Source organism: Saccharopolyspora sp. CA-218241 (assembly GCF_050954615.1).
Classification (GTDB): Bacteria; Actinomycetota; Actinomycetes; order Mycobacteriales; family Pseudonocardiaceae; genus Saccharopolyspora; species Saccharopolyspora cebuensis.
In genome coordinates this window covers 2,642,511-2,660,327 of sequence record NZ_CP191860.1, presented here as the reverse complement: position 1 = coordinate 2,660,327, position 17,817 = coordinate 2,642,511, and the positions used below count along the sequence as shown (strand labels likewise).

Below are 17,817 nucleotides of genomic sequence, written 5' to 3'. Positions count from 1 at the left end.
CGCGCAGCAGCGGCGGGAGGTGCCGGGCCTTCTGCTCCGGGGTGCCGAGGTCGACCACGGTGGGACCGCACATGCCCATGCCGATCATGAACAGCGAGGTCGGCAGGTCGTGGTCGGCGGCCTCCTCGTCGAAGGCCTGCTGGTGCGCGGCGGTCAGCCCCCGGCCGCCGAACTCGGCGGGCCAGGTGATCCCGGCCAGTCCCGCGTCCGCCAACGCGGCCTGGAACCGCTTGGCCACCGCGATCTGCTCCGCTTCGTCGAGCTCCACATCGGACGGTGGCACGTGCGCGGCCAGCCAGTCCCGCGCCTCGTTCCGGAACTCCTCGGGGAGATCTCCACCTGGGTCATCTCGCGTCTCCTCCGGCGATCACCGGGCGCGGGGGCGCGCTCGGCACCGACGTCGTGGGTGTTGAACCGGCGCTCACAGCAGTTCGAGCACCGTCGCGTTGGCCTGCCCGCCGCCCTCGCACATGGTCTGCAGCCCGTAGCGGATGCCCGCCGAGCGCATGTGGTGCACCAGCGTGGTCATCAGCCGCGCGCCGCTGCCGCCGAGCGGGTGGCCCAGCGCGACCGCACCGCCGTGCGGGTTGAGCGCCTTGGCGTCGGCGCCGAGCTCGGCGAGCCAGGCCAGCGGGACCGTCGCGAACGCCTCGTTGACCTCGAACACCCCGATGTCGCGCACCGACAACCCGCTGCGCGCCAGCGCCTTGCGGGTGGCCGGGATCGGTGCGGTGAGCATGATGACCGGGTCGTCGCCGGCCAGCGCCGCGGTGTGCACCCGGGCGATCGGGCGCAGACCGAGCCGGGCCGCCTTCTCCGAGGTCATCATGAGCAATCCGGCCGCGCCGTCGCTGATCTGCGAGCTGTTGCCCGCGGTGACCACGCCGTCGGCCTTGAACGCGGGCTTGAGCCCGCCGAGCTTGTCGAGGGTGCCGCCGCGCCGCACGCCCTCGTCGGCGCGGACCACGGTGCCCCCGGGCGTGGTGATCGGCAGGATCTGGTCGTCGAACGCACCGGAGTCCTGCGCCGCCGCGGCCTTCTCGTGCGATCCGAGGCTGAACTCGTCGACCTGGGTGCGGCTGAACCCCCAGCGCTCGGCGATCATCTCGGCGCCGAGGCCCTGGTTCGGCCGGACCCCGCCGTAGCGGGCCAGCACCTGCTCGCCCAGCGGGTCGTGCCCCTGCGCCGAGAAGCCCATCGGCACCCGGCTCATCGATTCCACGCCGCCGGCGACCACGACGTCGTGGTGCCCGGCGATGAGCCCGGCGGCGGCGAAGTGCACCGACTGCTGGGAGGAGCCGCACTGGCGGTCCACGGTCACGCCGGTGACGGTCTCCGGCCACCCGGCGGCCAGCACCGCGTTGCGGGCGATGTCGAGCGTCTGCTCACCCGCCTGGCTGACGCAGCCCCAGATCACGTCCTCGATCTCGGCGGGGTCCAGGCCGGTGCGCTCCACGAGACCGCGCAGCACGTGCGCGGAGAGGTCGACCGGGTGGACCCCGGACAGCGCGCCGTCGCGCTTGCCGACCGGGGTGCGGACTGCTTCCACGATCACCGCGTCTGGCACGGTTCCTCCTCGATTGCCCCTCGGGTCCGCGGTCCGCCGCGGCGGGTCCCTTCGAGATTGACGACTCCGGCGCTTCCAGTCAATGCCGACTGTTTCGGTTCCGCACCCCGGCCCCGGCCCGGTACCCTCGTGCGGTGGCACGAACACCGACGAAGGGACCACGCAGCCGCCAGGAGCGCACCGCTGACAGCCGCGCCCTGATCCTGGACGCGGCGGTGGCCTGCCTCGTCGAGCACGGGTACGCGGGGGCGTCCACAGTGGTCATCCAGGACCGCGCGGGCGTCTCCCGGGGCAGGCTGCTGCACCACTTCCCGTCCCGGGACGAACTGCTCGTCGCCGCGGCCCAGCACCTCGCGGTGGCCCGGATCGGGCAGAGCGAGCAGCGGGTCGCCGAAGCGCTGGGCACCGAACCCGACGGGCCGGAACGGGTGGACCGCTGCATCGAGCTGCTGTGGGAGACCTTCCAGGAACCGCACTTCTGGGCCGCGATGGAGCTGTGGACGGCGGCGCGCACCCACCCGGCGCTGGCCGCCGCGCTGCGCCCGCAGGAGCGGGCGCTGCGCGACTCCATCCGCTCGGTCTCGGACCGGATCTGGGGCCCCGCGGTGTGCGCCCACCCGAACTACCCGCGGTTGCGGGAGCTGCTGTTCACCAGCATGCGCGGCGCCGCGCTGCCGTACGCGTTCGAAGACCGCCCGGCGGCGACGGATCCGCACCTGGCGCTGTGGAAGTCGCTGGCCCGCGAGCTGCTGTTCGACGGCGAGGTCAGCGCGGCGCCATCCGGATCGAGCCGTCCAACCTGATCACCTCACCGTTGAGCATCGGGTTGTCCACGACGTGCGCGGCCAGCGAACCGAATTCGTCGGGGTGGCCGAGCCGCTGCGGGTGCGGCACCTGGGCGCCGAGCGAATTCCGGGTCTCCTCGGAGGCCCCGGCCATCAGCGGTGTGTCGAACAGCCCCGGCGCGATGGTCACCACCCGGATCAGGTGGCGGGCCAGGTCGCGCGCGATCGGCAACGTCATGCCCACCACGCCGCCCTTGGACGCCGAGTACGCGGCCTGCCCGATCTGACCGTCGAAGGCCGCCGCCGAGGCGGTGTTGACGATGACGCCGCGCTCCTCGCCGACGGGTTCGCAGGCCAGCATCCGCTCGGCGCCCAACCGCAGCACGTTGAAGGTGCCGACCAGGTTGATCTCGACGATCCGGCTGAACTCGGCCAGCGGGAACGGCCCCTTCCTGCCGACCACCCGGATCGCGTTGCCGGTGCCCGCGCAGTTGACCACCACGCGCAGCGGACCGGACTCGGCTGCGACGTCCAGGGCCGCGGCGACCTGGGCTTCGTCGCGGACGTCCGCCGCGGCGAACCGCGCCCGGTCGCCGAGCTCACCGGCCACCCGCTCCCCCGCCGACTCCGGCAGGTCCAGCAGCACCACCGAACCGCCCGCCGCCAGCAGCCGCTTGGCGGTGGCCAGACCGAGACCGGAAGCGCCGCCGGTGATCAGCGCCACGCCGCCTGAGATGTCCATGCGCTCCTCCTCGACCGAGGGCGGCCCGCGGTGACCGCCGCCAGCGGCACATGCAAGCGCACCCCACCGCGGACAGTCAAGGTTGACTGCTCGCCCCGGTGCGGGCCAGCATGAGGCACTCCGCAGCCACCGAGTCATCGTCGAGGTAGCCGATGTCCAGCACTGGCCCGCAGCTCTCCGCCGACGTTCCACCGATTCCCGCGCTGCTCGGGCGCGGCATGACGATGGGCGACCAGCTCGCCCGGCACGCCCGCACCCGCGGCGACGACGTCGCCTTCTGCTTCGGCACGACGCGCCGGACCTACCGGCAGCTCGACGAGCGGGTCAGCAGGCTGGCGAACGCGTTGCGCGACCGGGGCCTCGGCCCGGGAGACCGGATCGCCGTCCTGGGCACCAACGCGCTGGAGGTCGTCGAGGCCTTCCTCGCCTCGACGCGTCTCGGCGCGATCTGCGTCCCGCTGAACTTCCGGTTGGTCGCCAACGAGATCGCCTACCTGCTGGCCGACAGCGGGGCGCGCGCGGTCGTCGTGGAAGCCGCGCTGGCCGACGTGCTGGCCGAAGCGGCCGGGCAGGCCGGCACCGCACCCGACGCGCTCGCCTTCGGCGGCCCGGCCGCCGGGTGCGCGGACTACGAGTCCGCGCTGGCCGCGGCGTCACCGGAGTTCCCCGAGCGCACCGTCGCCGAGCAGGACGCGGCGTTCATCATGTACACCTCGGGCACCACCGGGCGGCCGAAGGGCGCCGTGCTCACCCACCAGAACCTGCTGATGCACGCGTTCAGCAACATCGCGCACCTGGGCGCGCCGCCGGACGACTCGGTGTGGCTGGCCGCCGCCCCGCTGTTCCACATCGCCGGGCTGGCCGGCATGCTGCCCACCCTGCTGCGCGGCGGACGCGTCGTGCTGCTGCCCTCCGGACGCTTCGACCCGGTCGCGACCCTGGACCTGATGGAGCGCGAACAGGTTTCGAGCGTGTTCCTGGTCCCGGCGCAGTGGCAGGCGATCTGCGCGGTGCCCGGCATCGGCGACCGCGACCTGTCCGCGCTGCGCCGGCTCTCCTGGGGCGCCGCCCCGGCGTCCACCACCCTGCTGCGCACCCTGATCGACACCTTCCCGCAGGCGGAGGTCGCCACCTCGTTCGGCCAGACCGAGTGCAGCCCGGTCACCACGCTGCTGCGCGGGGAGGACTCGATCCGCAAGATCGGCTCGGTCGGCACGCCGCTGCTCAACGTCGAGGTCCGGGTGGTGGACGACGAGATGGCCGACGTCCCGCGCGGCGAGGTCGGCGAGATCGTCTACCGCAGCCCGATGGTGATGCGGGAGTACTGGGGCAAGCCCGAGGCCACCGCGGAGGCGTTCCGGGGCGGCTGGTTCCACTCCGGCGACCTGGTCCGGGAGGACGAGGACGGCTACTACTACGTCGTCGACCGCAAGAAGGACGTGATCATCTCCGGTGGCGAGAACATCTACTGCGCGGAGGTCGAGGACGTCCTCGCGGGCCACCCGCAGATCGGGGAGGTGGCGCTGATCGGCGTGCCCGACGAGCGCTGGGGCGAAACACCGCTGGCGGTGCTGGCCCCGCGCGAGCAGCAGGACCCGCCCACCGCCGCCGAGGTCGAGCAGTGGTGCCTGCGGCACCTGGCCCGGTACAAGCGGCCCCGGCGGATCGCGGTGCTGCCCGCGCTGCCGCGCAACCCCAGCGGCAAGGTGCTCAAGACCGAGCTGCGCGCCGACCACGCCGCCGGACGCCTCCAGGTCGAGACCGCCTGACCCGCTCACCGCTCCGCATCGGCGTCCAGGTGCGCCTCCATGACCTCGGCGAGGCGCGCCAAGGCGTCGACGACGCGCTGCCGGTCCGACCCCAGCCCGGCCAGCACGTCCGCGTGCGCGGCGAGCTCGCGCGGGAAGAGCTGATCGATGGCGTCCTCGCCGGTCGCCGTCATGCTGATCAGGGCGGCGCGCCGATCAGCGGGATTGACCGAGCGGGCGATGAGACCTCGCTTCTCCATCTTGGCCAGGGCCTTGCTGACCCCGGCCCGCGACATGCCGAGGCGGAAGGCGAGCCCGCTGGCGGTCACCGGCTCGTCGGCGTGGCGGAGCGGGACGAGCAACTCCACCTCGGCGGCGGTCAGCGCCGCCCCCTCGTAGAGCGGTGCAACCGCTCGGTCGAGCGACGCGACGACGCGCTTGACCTGCGCCACCACTTCCATCGGCGACGTGTCGAGTCCGGGGTTGTGCTCGCTCCACAGCTCACGGGTGCGTGCGCGCATCGAAACCATTGATCACCTTTCGTTAACCAGCGAACTACATGTTAACTTCCTGGGCGCCGGGAACCGCCAGGACGGCGGGGAGCGACAGCGGAGGTGCTCGATGGAATACGACGTGGTGGTGGTCGGCGGCGGCGCGGCCGGACTGGCGGCCGGCACGATGCTGGGCCGATCCCGCCGACGGGTGGTCGTCGTCGATGCCGGTGAACCGCGCAACGCCCCGTCCGGGCACCTGCACGGATTCCTGTCCCGGGACGGGACCCCACCGGCAGAGCTGTTGGCGATGGGCCGGGACGAGGTGACCCGCTACGGGGGTGAACTGCTCACCGATCGGGTCCGCGGCATCGAACCCGGGTTCGTGGTGCGCCTGGCAGGCGGGAGGGCGTTGACGACCCGCCGGGTGCTGGTGGCCACGGGCTTGCGCGACGAGCTTCCCGACGTTCCGGGCGTGCTGGAGCGGTGGGGCGACGATGTGCTCCACTGCCCCTACTGCCACGGGTACGAGGTCCGGGACACGCCGATCGCCGTGCTCGGTGGCGACAACCGCCCGTTCACGCTGCACCAGGCCCACCTGGTGCGGCAGTGGTCCGACGACGTGGTGTTCTTCCCCCACCGGATCGAGCTGACCGACGAGGAGCGGGAGCGGCTGACCGCGCGCGGAATCCGGATCGCCGACGGGGAAGTGGCCCGGGTCGTGGCCGACGACGGCGGTGTGTCCGGTATCGAACTCGCCGACGGTCAGGTGGTACCGCGGGCAGCGGTGTTCGTCGGACCTCGTTTCGTGCCGCACGACGAGCTGCTGACCGGCCTGGGGTGCGAGCTGGGCGACAACGGCTGGGTGGCCGTCGATCCATCGGGCCGCACCAGCGTCGACGGACTGTGGGCGGCGGGCAACGTCGTGGACAGCCCGGCCCAGTTGATCAATGCCGCGAGCGCCGGATCGACCGCCGCCATCGCCCTCAACCACGACCTGCTGGCCGCCGACGTCGACCGGGCCGTCGCACAACAGGACCCGGCCGGCGTCTGACGGAGCCGGGGACGCACCCGCTCGGTGCGTCCCCGGTCGGTGGTCAGCCCTTGATCTCGCAGAGCGCGGTGCCCTGCGTGACCGGGTCGCCCGGCGCGGCGCTCAGGCCGGTGACGGTGCCGGCCTTGTGCGCGGTCACCGGGTTCTCCATCTTCATCGCCTCGAGCACCGCGATGAGGTCCCCGGCGGCGACCTCGTCACCGTCGGACACCGCCACCTTGACCAGGGTGCCCTGCATCGGCGCGGTCACCGCGTCACCGGAGGCCGCGGCCTTGGACTTGCCCGCCGACCGCTTGCGCGGCTGGGGCTGCCCGCCGCCCGCGCCGCCGCCGGTCGCCGCGAGGGCGGCGGGCAGCGTCACCTCCAGCCGCCGACCGCCGACCTCGACCACGACGGTCCGGCGCGGCTCGGTCTCGTCCTCGGCCGGGGCCCCGCCGGTGTGCGGCTCGATGGTGTTGTCGAACTCGGTCTCGATCCAGCGGGTGTGCACGTCGAACCCGTCCGCACCGGTGAACGCGGGGTCGCGCACGATCACCCGGTGGAACGGCAGCACCGTCGCCATGCCCTCGACGACCATCTCGTCGAGCACCCGGCGGGAGCGCTCCAGGGCCTGCTGCCGGGTGGCGCCGGTGACGATCACCTTGGCCAGCAGCGAGTCGAACTGCCCGCCGATCACGGTGCCGGTCTCCACGCCCGCGTCCACCCGCACGCCCGGCCCGGCCGGGGCGACGTAGCGGGTCACGGTGCCCGGGGCGGGCAGGAAGCCGCGACCGGCGTCCTCGCCGTTGATGCGGAACTCGAAGGAGTGGCCGCGCGGCGCCGGGTCCTCGGTGATCTCCAGGTGCCGGCCCTCGGCGATGCGGAACTGCTCGCGCACCAGGTCCATCCCGGTGGTCTCCTCCGAGACCGGGTGCTCGACCTGCAGCCGGGTGTTGACCTCCAGGAACGAGATAGTCCCGTCCTGGCCGACCAGGAACTCCACGGTGCCCGCGCCGTGGTAACCGGCCTCGGCGCAGATCGACCGGGCGGCCTCGTGGATGGTGCGGCGCTGCTCGTCGGACAGGAACGGCGCCGGGGCCTCCTCGACGAGCTTCTGGTGCCTGCGCTGCAACGAGCAGTCGCGGGTGCCGACGACCACGACGGTGCCGTGCTGGTCGGCGAGCACCTGCGCCTCGACGTGGCGCGGGCGGTCCAGGTAGCGCTCGACGAAGCACTCGCCCCGGCCGAAGGCGCTCTCGGCCTCGCGGACCGCCCAGTCGTAGAGCTCCGGAATCTCCTCCAGCGAACGGGCCACCTTCAGGCCCCGGCCGCCACCGCCGAAGGCGGCCTTGATCGCCACCGGCAGGCCGTGCTGCTCGGCGAAGGCGATCACCTCGTCGGAACCCGACACGGGGTCTTTCGTCCCCGGGACCAGCGGCGCCCCGGCGCGGGTGGCGATGTGCCGGGCGGTGACCTTGTCGCCGAGGTCGCGGATGGCCTGCGGCGACGGCCCGATCCAGAGCAGCCCGGCGTCGAGCACGGCCTGGGCGAAGTCGGAGTTCTCCGACAGGAAGCCGTACCCGGGGTGCACCGCGTCGGCGCCGGAGCGCTTGGCCGCGTCGATGATCTTGTCGATGACCAGGTAGCTCTCCCCCGGCGTGCTGCCGCCCAGCGCGAAGGCCTCGTCGGCCAGCCGCACGAACGGCGCGTCGGCGTCGGGTTCGGCGTAGACGGCCACGCTGGTGATGCCCTCGTCCTGGCAGGCGCGGATCACGCGCACCGCGATCTCACCGCGGTTGGCGACCAGGACCTTGCCGATCGGCGTCACGTCCACAGTGGTCAACTCCTCTTCGTCCGGCGCGACGCCGGGATAGCGTTTCGAAGCTCGTCGGGGTTCAGCACGGCAGCCCGGAGGCCCGCCACGCGTGCGGGCCCGGCCGCAGCGGACGGCGGCCCGCCGGGTACCGCAGCGCGGCAGCCGGGTCGCCCCAGCGCGACATCGGTCGCTCGCCCGGCTCCGCGGGGACGTTCGCGGCCGCCACCGCGCTCAGCGCGGCGGTCAGCGCGGCGATCTCGACGTCGTCGGGGGCGCCGCGGACGATGCGCAGCACCGGCCGCTGCGGGTCGGCGTCGTCGCTCATGGGTTCCTCCGGTCCTGGCGCCCGCGTCACAGCGGGATGTTGCCGTGCTTCTTGGCGGGCAGGCTCGCCCGCTTGTCGCGCAGCATCCGCAGCGAGCGCGCCACGTAGCCGCGGGTGTGCGACGGCGGGATCACCGAGTCGACGTAGCCGCGCTCGGCCGCCACGTACGGGTTGCACAGGGTGTCCTCGTACTCCTGCTGGAGCTCCGCCCGCACCGCCTCGACGTCCTCCCCGGCCTCGGCCGCCTCGGCGAGCCGCCGCCGGTGCAGGATGTTGACCGCACCCTGGGCGCCCATCACCGCGATCTGGGCGGTCGGCCACGCCAGGTTGATGTCGGCGCCGAGGTGCTTGGACCCCATCACGTCGTAGGCACCGCCGTAGGCCTTGCGGGTGATCACGGTGACCAGCGGCACGGTCGCCTCGGCATAGGCGTAGAGCAGCTTGGCGCCGCGCCGGATGATGCCGTTCCACTCCTGGCCGGTGCCCGGCAGGAAACCCGGCACGTCGACGAAGGTGAGCACCGGGATGTTGAAGGCGTCGCAGGTCCGCACGAACCGGGCGGCCTTCTCGCTGGCGTCGATGTCCAGAGTGCCGGCGAGCTGGGTCGGTTGGTTGGCGACCACGCCGACCGGACGGCCTTCCACGCGCCCGTAGCCGGTGAGGATGTTCGGCGCGAACAGCGCCCCGACCTCCAGGAACTCGCCGTCGTCGACGACCCGGGAGACCACCTCGTGCATGTCGTAGGGCTGGTTCGCCGAGTCCGGGACGAGGGTGTCCAGCTCGCGGTCGTCGTCGGTGATCGCGTCGGCGATCGCACCCGCGCCGGTGTCGGCGCCCTCGAAGACCGGCGCCTCGGCCAGGTTGTTGCTGGGCAGGAACGACAGCAGTTCCTTGACGTAGGAGACCGCGTCCTCCTCGTCGGTGGCCAGGTAGTGCGCGTTGCCCGAGGTGGAGTTGTGGGTGCGGGCGCCGCCCAGGTCCTCGAACGTCACGTCCTCGCCGGTGACGGTCTTGATCACGTCCGGACCGGTGATGAACATGTGCGAGGTCTGGTCGACCATCACGGTGAAGTCGGTGATCGCCGGCGAGTACACCGCGCCGCCCGCGCACGGCCCCATGATCAGGGAGATCTGCGGGATCACGCCGGAGGCGTGGGTGTTGCGCTTGAAGATCTCGGCGTAGAGGCCGAGCGCGGCCACGCCCTCCTGGATGCGGGCACCACCGGAGTCGTTGATCCCGATCAGCGGGCACCCGGTCTTGAGCGCCAGGTCCATCACCTTGACGATCTTCTCGCCGAACACCTCGCCCAGCGATCCGCCGAAGACGGTGAAGTCCTGGGAGAACACGCAGACCTGGCGGCCGTCGACGGTGCCGTAGCCGGTGACCACGCCGTCGCCGTAGGGCCGGTCGGCGTCCATCCCGAAGTTGGTGGTGCGGTGGCGCGCGTGCACGTCGAGCTCGACGAACGACCCGGGGTCCAGCAGCATGTCGATGCGTTCCCGCGCGGTCTTCTTGCCCTTGGCGTGCTGCTTGTCGACCGCGCGCGCCGATCCCGCGTGCACCGCCTCGTCGTTGCGCCGGTACAGATCGGCCAGCCGCCCGGCCGTCGTGTGGATGTCCGGCACGTCAGCCGGCGGCTGTCCGACCGGCTCCGTCGCGCTGCTCATGCAACCAACCTGTTCTCGTCACCTGCTCACCCGTGGTCCACCGCCGCGCACGACCACGGCGCGGGCCGGACCGCCCGGTACCGCGATGCCCGGGACGCCCGCCCGGGCAGACCTCTTCGGCAGGCGAGCCTAATCGAACGGAATCGCGGAGGTCAATTTCCAAGTGACTGTTCGATAGCCGTAGCCGACCCTGCACGCTGCGCTGAGCTGGCCGTTCCTCAGTTAAGTGAATCACCCCTAGCTCGAAGCGACATCGGCGGGGACCGGCGTCTCCAGCATCAGCGCGACACCGACCCGCAGCAGCGCCTCGGCGTCGCGCACCGCCCCGGTCCGCGCCATGTCGTTGGCCGCGGTCAGCGCCGACTGCACCAGCACCCGGGACCGCAGCGGGTCCAGCTCGGGCCGGGCCTCCCGCAGCAGGCCGACCCACTCGGCGACGTAGGCGTGCTGGGTCTGCCGCGCCCGATGCCGTTCGGCGTCGGGCAGGTGGTTGACCTCGCTGACCAGGATGTCGATGAACCGGCCGTGGTCGTAGGCGAAGCCGATGTAGGAGCGCAGCAGCGCGCGCAGCGCCTCGTCGGCGGCCGGGGTGGCGGCCAGGGTGCGCTCCAGGTCCACCTCCAGCCACGCCATGCCCCGGTTGAGCACCGCCTGCAGGAGTTCCTGCTTGCTGGCGAAGTAGTTGTACAGGCTCGGACCGGCGATCCCCGCCGCCGCGCCGACGTCCTCGGTGGTCACCTCCGCGTAGCCCCGGTCGGAGAACAACCGGGCGGCGGCCGCCAGCAACCGCCGCCGCCGCGAGGCCCGCCCCGCCAGCAACCGCTGGTCGAACTCCGCCGGGCGCGGGGCGCTGCGGGCCAGCGCGGCGGCGGGCTGCTCGCCGATGACCACCACCATGTCGCGCAGCAGTTCGGCGAACTCCCGCTTCGGCAACTGCACCTGGTGGTAGGACGGGCTGGTCAGCACGCTGAACATGCACCACGCCCGGAACCGGGCCTCCTGCCGCGACAACCCGGGGCGGAACGCCTCGGCCACCCCGGCGAGCCCGGCCGCCACCCCGCGCAACTCCTCGCGCAGCACCGCCCGCTGCTCGGCGGGCAGGTGCCGCGCCTCGCGCTGCCACAGCACCCCGAGCTGCCGGTGCTCCAGCGCCGCGTCGGCGAGCGCGCCGACCACGTCGCCTACCTCGCGGTCGCGGATCGAGCGGCTGATCTCGCTGAACGGGCGCATCTCGTCGAGCACCAGCCGGGTCAGCAGCTGCTGCTTGCCCGGGAAGTGCCGGTACAGCGCGGAAGTGCCGACCCCGACGGCCTCCGCGATGTCGCTCATGCCCACCCGCGCGTAGCCGACCCGGTAGAACAGGTCCGCCGCCACCGCAGTGATCATCGCCCGCCGGTTGCGCGGCCGGGTGCCGCGGGCCACCGGCCCGGCCGCCTTGGAGGTCACCACCTCAGCCATCGTCCCACCCGCCATCGCACGCCTCGGAGCCCGCGAGCATACGGCCGACCCACCGGCCGTGCCGTTGCGGAGCCGGGCACTAGGATGCCCGGGTGGCTTCGCCTGATCTCGCCCCCGGTCTCGACGCCGCCCGCGACGTGCTGCGGCGCGTCTTCGGCTACGAGTCGTTCCGCGACACCCAGCAGGAGATCGTCGAGCAGGTCGTCGGCGGCGGTGACGCGCTCGTCCTGATGCCCACCGGCGGCGGCAAGTCGCTGTGCTACCAGATCCCGGCGCTGGTGCGGCCCGGCACCGGCGTGGTGATCTCCCCGCTGATCGCGCTGATGCAGGACCAGGTCGACGCGCTCACCACGCTCGGCGTGCGGGCCGGGTTCCTCAACTCCACCCAGTCGCCCCAGCAGCGCGCCCAGGTCGAGGCCGACCTGCTCGCCGGTGAGCTGGACCTGCTCTACCTGGCCCCGGAACGGCTGTCGATGGACTCGACGCTGCGGCTGCTGGACCGCCGCGAGATCGCGCTGTTCGCCATCGACGAAGCGCACTGCGTGTCCCAGTGGGGCCACGACTTCCGCCCCGACTACCTGGCGCTGTCGGTGCTGCACGAGCGCTGGCCATCGGTGCCCCGCATCGCGCTGACCGCCACCGCCACCGAGGCCACCCGCGAGGAGATCGCCACCCGGTTGAAGCTGACCGGCGCGCGGCGGTTCATCGCGAGCTTCGACCGGCCCAACATCCAGTACCGGATCGTGCCGAAGAACGATCCGAAGAAGCAGCTCCTGCAGTTCCTCCGCGCCGAGCACGCCGGGGACGCCGGCATCGTCTACCGGCTGACCCGCTCCGACGTGGAGAAGACGGCCGAGTTCCTGGTCGCCAACGGGATCGACGCGGTGCCCTACCACGCGGGGCTGGACAGCGCGACGCGCGCGGCGCACCAGTCCCGCTTCCTGCGCGAGGACGGCTTGGTCGTGGTCGCCACCATCGCGTTCGGGATGGGCATCGACAAGCCGGACGTCCGCTTCGTGGCCCACCTCGACCTGCCCAAGTCCGTCGAGGGCTACTACCAGGAGACCGGCCGCGCGGGCCGGGACGGCGCCCCCTCGACGGCCTGGCTGGCCTACGGCCTGCAGGACGTGGTGCAGCAGCGCAAGCTCATCGACAACTCCGACGGCGACGCGGCGCACCGCCGCCAGCTCAGCGGGCACCTCGACGCCATGCTCGCGCTGTGCGAGGCCGTCGACTGCCGCCGCACCCAGCTCCTCGCCTACTTCGGCGAGCGCGCCGAGCCCTGCGGCAACTGCGACACCTGCCTGACCCCGCCGGAGTCCTGGGACGGCACCGTCGCCGCGCAGAAGCTGCTGTCGACGGTGGTGCGGCTGGACCGCGAGCGCAACCAGAAGTTCGGCGCTGGCCAGGTCATCGACATCCTGCGCGGCAAGACCACCCAGAAGATCACCCAGTTCCGGCACGACGCGCTCAGCGTGTTCGGCGTCGGCTCGGACCTGGGCGACGGCGAGTGGCGCGGCGTGATCCGGCAGCTCCTCGCCCAGGGCCTGCTTGCGGTCGAAGGCGACTACGGCACGCTGGTGCTCACCGAAGCCAGCTCCGAGGTGCTGCGCCGCGAGGACCCGCGTCCGGTGCGGCTGCGCCGCGACCCGGCACGTCCCGTCGCCGGGGCGCGCGCGAAGGCGCCGAAGGCCGCGAAGGTCGCGGCCGAGGACCTGCCGCCGGAGGCCGAACCGGTGTTCCAGGAGCTGCGGGCGTGGCGCACCGCCACCGCCAAGGAGGAGGGCAAGGCCCCCTTCATGATCTTCCACGACTCGACGCTGCGCCAGATCGCGGCGGTGCACCCCACGACGCTGGAGCAGCTCAGCGCGGTCAGCGGCGTCGGCGAGCACAAGCTGGAGAGCTACGGGCAGGGCGTGCTGGACACCCTGTCCGCCACGACCGCCTGACCTGCCGCGGACCGGCTCAGAACTCGAAGCCGCCGGGTTTGCCGTTGCGGTCGGCGAGCAGCCCGGCCAGCGTCGCCACGGCGATCTCGGCGGGGCGCCGCGAGCCGATGTTGAGGCCGATCGGCCGGTGCACGGTGAGGATCTCGGCCTCCCCCACGCCCAGGTCGCGCAGCGCCTCGACGTGCGGACCGCGGTGGCGGGGGTTGCCCATCACCCCGATCCACCGCGGCCCGCCCGCCAGCGCGTCGCGCAACGCGGGCCCCAGCTCCGGGCGGTGGTGGTCGGTCACCACCACATCGGCCGAGCCGTCCAGCTCGGGCATCGAGGCCACCACCGGCACGTCGAGCGCGGCGGCCTCCGCCGCCCGCCCGGCCTCGGGCTCGACGAGGACGGGCCGGAAACCGGCGTCGCGCGCGTAGCGCAGCAGGTACCCGGACACGGGAGAGGCGAACACGGCCACCAGCACGCGGACCTCGGGATCGTCCGCCGCCCCGCCGTGGGCGACCCCGCAGGCGGAATCGTCGATCATGCGGTCAGTCTGCCAGCCGCCCCGGCCGCCATGAAGCCTCTACCGCACCCGTCAGAGCCGGACGGCGGTGGCCAGCCAGGCGGGCGAGTCCACGAGGGCGCCGGGCTCGACGCCGAACGCCTCGGCGGACTCGCCCCGGGCCACGCCCCGGTAGCTGCTCGGCCGCAGCTCCACCAGCCGCCACCCGGCACCGAAGGCCTCCCGGAGCACGGGCTCACCGACCTCCGGCCCGAACCCCGGCCCGGTGTCGGCCAGCGCCAGCACGTGCACCGCCGCCCCCGGTCGGCACACCGCGTGCAGGCTCCGGACGTAGGCGGCGCGCTCGACGTCACCGAAGATGTGGAACAACGCGCTGTCCACCACGGTGTCGAACGGCCGGTCGCCGAGCTCCGCCGGGAGCCGGAGCGCGTCGGCCACCTCGAACCGCGCCTCGATCCCCCGTCGCCGTGCGCCGTCCCTGGCCAGATCCACGGCGGCGGGCACCAGGTCCACGCCCAGGACGTCGTAGCCGAGCGCGGCGAGGTGCAGGACGTGCTCCCCGGTGCCGCAGCCCGGGTCCAGCACCCTGCCCCGGATGCCGCCCCGGCGCTCCAGCTCGACGATCGCCGGCTGCGGGGCGTCGATCACCCAGGGCGGGGAACCCTCGGCGTAGGCCGCTTCGAAGGTGCTCCCGGGAACTGACTCCGCCATGACGACTCCTCTCCACGCGACGACCCTCGCCGCTGCGCCCACCCTCCGACTTGCACCGCGCTGGAGGTCAAGCCGGGCGCCGAGCACCGGAATCACAGCGCGCCGCGACCTGTTCCCGCGAATAGGGCGGTGCTCGCCAGGTCCGGACCGGAGCGGGGCCGCGACGCCGGGCGGTGTGAGAGCCGACACAAGATCCCCGGCTCGGAACAACCCGCACGAGACTGACGTTGGTTGATAGCAGAAGGCTCAACTTGGTGGCGGCGGACCTTGGCAACCGTCGCGAGGAGGTAATCATGGCGACGTTCTTCGGACCGGCCGGCTTCGGGTCGGGACCGTTCGACGAGTACTTCGCGCGCTTCTTCGCCGGCAGCGACGCCGCGCCCGGCTCCCGTCGGATCGACATCACCGACCTGATGACCGAGCAGGCCCAGCAGCTCCTGGCCGAAGGGGCGCGGTTCGCGCGGCAGCGCGGGCAGAACGAGCTGGACGCCCTGCACCTGCTGTGGGCCACGACCAAGCACCCCACCACCAGCGACATGCTGGGTCGGGCCGGGGTGAACACCGACGAGCTGGCCACCGAGATCGAGGGGCACCTGCCCCGGGCCGCCGAGCCCGCCGGCGGGGACGGCGCCATCGCGCTGACCCCGGAGGGCAAGGCCGCTCTGGCCGATTCGCACCGGGTGGCCCGCGCCGTCGGCTCGACCTACATCGGCCCCGAGCACGTCCTGCTGGCGATGGCCGCCAACCAGGAGTCCTCGCCCGGCCGACTGCTCGGCTCCGCGGGGATGACACCCGAGGGGATGCAGGCCGCCGCGCGCGGCGAGCGCACCGAGCAGCGCACCGCCGAGCGCCCCGGTGAGGACACTGGCACTCCCACGCTGGACCAGTACGGCCAGGACCTGACCGCCAAGGCGCGCGCGGGCGAGCTGGACCCGGTCATCGGGCGCGCCGACGAGATCGAGCAGACCGTCGAGATCCTGTCCCGCCGCACCAAGAACAACCCGGTGCTCATCGGCGAGGCGGGCGTCGGCAAGACCGCGATCGTCGAGGGCCTGGCGCAGCGGATCACCAACGAGCAGGTGCCGCAGGCGCTGCTGGGCAAGCGGGTCGTGCAGCTCGACCTGTCCGGCATGCTGGCGGGCACCCGCTACCGCGGTGACTTCGAAGAGCGGATGACCAAGGTCATCGACGAGATCGCCGAGCAGCGCGACCGGCTGATCGTGTTCATCGACGAGCTGCACACCGTGGTCGGCGCCGGTGGCGCGGAGGGCGCGGTGGATGCCGGGAACATGCTCAAGCCGCGGCTGTCCCGCGGTGAGCTGCACGTGGTGGGCGCGACCACGCTCGAGGAGTACCGCAAGAACATCGAGAAGGACCCGGCGCTGGAACGCCGCTTCCAGCCGGTCCAGGTGCCGGAGCCGACCGTGCCCGACACGATCCTGATCCTCGGCGGGCTCCGCGAGCGCTACGAGGAGCACCACCGGGTCCGCTACACCGAGGAGGCCGTCGAGGCCGCCGCGCGGTTGTCCGACCAGTACATCTCCGACCGCTTCCTGCCGGACAAGGCGATCGACCTGATCGATCAGGCCGGCGCGCGCAAGCGGCTGGCGGCGGTGTCGAACACCCGCGCGGGCGAGCTCGCCCAGCGCATCGAAGAGCTCGAGGAGGAGAAGGCCGAGGCCGTCGCCGCCGAGGAGTACGAGCGGGCGTCGACGGTGCGCGACCGGATCCAGCAGGCGCAGACCGAGCTCGACGGGCTCGGCGGCGTCCCGACCGACGACGTCCTGGAGGTGACCGCCGAGGACATCGCCGAGATCATCTCCCGGTCCACCGGGGTGCCGGTCAGCCAGTTGACGGAGCAGGAGAAGGTGCGGTTGCAGCGCCTGGAGGAGGAGCTGCACGAGCGCGTCGTCGGGCAGGACAGCGCGGTGCGCGCGCTGTCGCGGGCGGTGCGCCGGTCCCGCAGCGGTCTGGGCGACCCGGACCGCCCGGTCGGCAGCTTCCTGTTCCTCGGCCCGACCGGGGTCGGCAAGACGGAGCTGGCCAAGGCGCTGGCCGCGACCCTGTTCGGCGACGAGCGCCGGATGGTGCGGCTGGACATGAGCGAGTTCCAGGAGCGGCACACCGCCAGCCGGCTGGTCGGCGCGCCCCCGGGGTACGTTGGGCACGGCGAGGCCGGTGAGCTGACCGAGGCGGTGCGGCGGCAGCCGTACTCGGTGGTCCTGCTCGACGAGATCGAGAAGGCCCACCCGGACGTGTTCAACACGCTGCTGCAGGTCCTCGACGACGGCCGGATGACCGACGGCCAGGGCCGGACCGTGGACTTCCGCAACACGGTGCTGATCATGACCAGCAACCTCGGGTCCGAGGTCGTCTCCAGCCGCGGGGGCGCGATCGGGTTCAGCACCGGCGAGGGCGAACCGGACCTCGACGAGCGGATCATGCCGAAGCTGCGGGACGTGTTCCGCCCCGAGTTCCTCAACCGCATCAACGAGATCGTGGTGTTCAAGCGGCTGGAGGGCGACCAGTTGCGGCTGATCACGCGCAAGCTGCTGGACCACACCGTCGAGCGGCTGAGCAGCCGGGACATCGGGGTGGAGTTCACCCCGGCGGCCGTCGACTGGATCGCCGAGCGCGGCTACCAGCCCGAGTTCGGGGCCCGGCCGCTGCGGCGGGCCATCGAGCGCGAGGTGGAGGACCGGATCAGCGACCTGCTGCTGGACGGCGCCCTCGACGAGCACGACTCGTTGCGGGTCGACGTCGAGGACGGCGAGCTGAAGTTCACCGTCGCCGGTCGCACCCCGGTGGCCTGACCGGAACCGCGGACGAAGGGCGGACGCACCTGGTGCGTCCGCCCTCTCGTGCGTTCGGCACCCGTGCTGACCTGCGGCGCCGTTTCACGACCTGCTCCCGGGGGTAATCAGAGGTCACCGGGAGTCGTCGACGGAGGGGCCCAACCCGATGCCGAAGTGGGATGCGGTGGCATCCGGCCGGTCGGAGCGCCGAGCGCACCGTCC

The 17,817-nt window shown here is 72.8% G+C and carries 14 protein-coding genes and 1 pseudogene; 5 read left to right on the top strand and 10 right to left on the bottom strand.

Annotated features, from left to right (window positions below; all coding sequences use genetic code 11):
• Positions 1 to 7: 7 nt before the first annotated feature.
• Both ACQP0T_RS12765 and ACQP0T_RS12760 read right to left on the bottom strand, forming a co-directional pair.
• Positions 8 to 313: pseudogene (locus tag ACQP0T_RS12765) on the bottom strand (acyl-CoA dehydrogenase family protein); the annotation flags it as partial.
• 108 nt (positions 314 to 421) lie between these two features.
• Complete coding sequence (locus ACQP0T_RS12760) at positions 422 to 1,567, bottom strand: thiolase family protein (RefSeq protein WP_433873222.1); 1,146 nt, start codon at positions 1,565 to 1,567, stop codon at positions 422 to 424.
• Positions 1,568 to 1,701: 134 nt separating this feature from the next.
• Between ACQP0T_RS12760 and ACQP0T_RS12755 the strand changes: the two genes are divergently transcribed.
• Positions 1,702 to 2,370 carry a TetR/AcrR family transcriptional regulator gene (locus ACQP0T_RS12755; protein ID WP_345366801.1) on the top strand — a complete coding sequence of 223 codons (669 nt, stop codon included), beginning with the start codon at positions 1,702 to 1,704 and terminating at the stop codon, positions 2,368 to 2,370.
• Here ACQP0T_RS12755 and ACQP0T_RS12750 read toward each other — a convergent pair.
• Positions 2,333 to 3,094, bottom strand: coding sequence for a 3-hydroxyacyl-CoA dehydrogenase (locus ACQP0T_RS12750; protein WP_345366803.1), 762 nt, complete (start codon positions 3,092 to 3,094; stop codon positions 2,333 to 2,335). The genes ACQP0T_RS12755 and ACQP0T_RS12750 overlap by 38 nt on opposite strands.
• 218 nt (positions 3,095 to 3,312) lie before the next feature.
• Here ACQP0T_RS12750 and ACQP0T_RS12745 point away from each other — a divergent pair, with 218 nt between their 5' ends.
• Complete coding sequence (locus ACQP0T_RS12745) at positions 3,313 to 4,863, top strand: long-chain-fatty-acid--CoA ligase (RefSeq protein WP_433873701.1); 1,551 nt, start codon at positions 3,313 to 3,315, stop codon at positions 4,861 to 4,863.
• Between the two features lie 5 nt (positions 4,864 to 4,868).
• Here ACQP0T_RS12745 and ACQP0T_RS12740 read toward each other — a convergent pair whose 3' ends face one another.
• Positions 4,869 to 5,363 carry a MarR family winged helix-turn-helix transcriptional regulator gene (locus ACQP0T_RS12740; RefSeq protein WP_433873220.1) on the bottom strand — a complete coding sequence of 165 codons (495 nt, stop codon included), beginning with the start codon at positions 5,361 to 5,363 and terminating at the stop codon, positions 4,869 to 4,871.
• A gap of 100 nt (positions 5,364 to 5,463) precedes the next feature.
• On the opposite strand from ACQP0T_RS12740, the gene ACQP0T_RS12735 reads away from it, so the two are divergent.
• Positions 5,464 to 6,387: an NAD(P)/FAD-dependent oxidoreductase gene (locus tag ACQP0T_RS12735; RefSeq protein WP_433873219.1), complete on the top strand. Its 924-nt coding sequence runs from the start codon at positions 5,464 to 5,466 to the stop codon at positions 6,385 to 6,387.
• A gap of 43 nt (positions 6,388 to 6,430) precedes the next feature.
• Here the strand turns inward: ACQP0T_RS12735 and ACQP0T_RS12730 are convergent, their stop codons facing one another.
• From ACQP0T_RS12730 to ACQP0T_RS12715, 4 genes are all read right to left on the bottom strand, one after another.
• A complete protein-coding gene (locus tag ACQP0T_RS12730) occupies positions 6,431 to 8,200 on the bottom strand; it encodes an acetyl/propionyl/methylcrotonyl-CoA carboxylase subunit alpha (protein ID WP_433873699.1) in 1,770 nt (589 codons plus the stop codon).
• A gap of 61 nt (positions 8,201 to 8,261) precedes the next feature.
• Positions 8,262 to 8,507: an acyl-CoA carboxylase subunit epsilon gene (locus ACQP0T_RS12725; protein ID WP_345366811.1), complete on the bottom strand. Its 246-nt coding sequence runs from the start codon at positions 8,505 to 8,507 to the stop codon at positions 8,262 to 8,264.
• A gap of 26 nt (positions 8,508 to 8,533) precedes the next feature.
• Entirely contained in the window at positions 8,534 to 10,174 is a 1,641-nt protein-coding gene (locus ACQP0T_RS12720) for an acyl-CoA carboxylase subunit beta (RefSeq protein WP_345366813.1), read from the bottom strand.
• Between the two features lie 237 nt (positions 10,175 to 10,411).
• Positions 10,412 to 11,632, bottom strand: a complete 1,221-nt coding sequence (locus ACQP0T_RS12715; RefSeq protein WP_433873217.1) for a TetR/AcrR family transcriptional regulator — start codon at positions 11,630 to 11,632, stop codon at positions 10,412 to 10,414.
• A 92-nt stretch (positions 11,633 to 11,724) separates the two neighbouring features.
• Between ACQP0T_RS12715 and recQ the strand changes: the two genes are divergently transcribed.
• Positions 11,725 to 13,581: a DNA helicase RecQ gene (gene recQ, locus ACQP0T_RS12710; RefSeq protein WP_433873216.1), complete on the top strand. Its 1,857-nt coding sequence runs from the start codon at positions 11,725 to 11,727 to the stop codon at positions 13,579 to 13,581.
• Between the two features lie 16 nt (positions 13,582 to 13,597).
• Here the strand turns inward: recQ and ACQP0T_RS12705 are convergent, their stop codons facing one another.
• Both ACQP0T_RS12705 and ACQP0T_RS12700 read right to left on the bottom strand, forming a co-directional pair.
• Positions 13,598 to 14,110, bottom strand: a complete 513-nt coding sequence (locus ACQP0T_RS12705; protein WP_433873215.1) for an XdhC family protein — start codon at positions 14,108 to 14,110, stop codon at positions 13,598 to 13,600.
• A gap of 51 nt (positions 14,111 to 14,161) precedes the next feature.
• Positions 14,162 to 14,800 (bottom strand): class I SAM-dependent methyltransferase, encoded by a 639-nt coding sequence (locus ACQP0T_RS12700; protein WP_433873213.1) that lies wholly within the window; start codon positions 14,798 to 14,800, stop codon positions 14,162 to 14,164.
• Between the two features lie 293 nt (positions 14,801 to 15,093).
• Here ACQP0T_RS12700 and ACQP0T_RS12695 point away from each other — a divergent pair, with 293 nt between their 5' ends.
• Positions 15,094 to 17,613, top strand: a complete 2,520-nt coding sequence (locus ACQP0T_RS12695) for an ATP-dependent Clp protease ATP-binding subunit (RefSeq protein WP_433873211.1) — start codon at positions 15,094 to 15,096, stop codon at positions 17,611 to 17,613.
• The last annotated feature ends 204 nt before the right edge of the window (positions 17,614 to 17,817 follow it).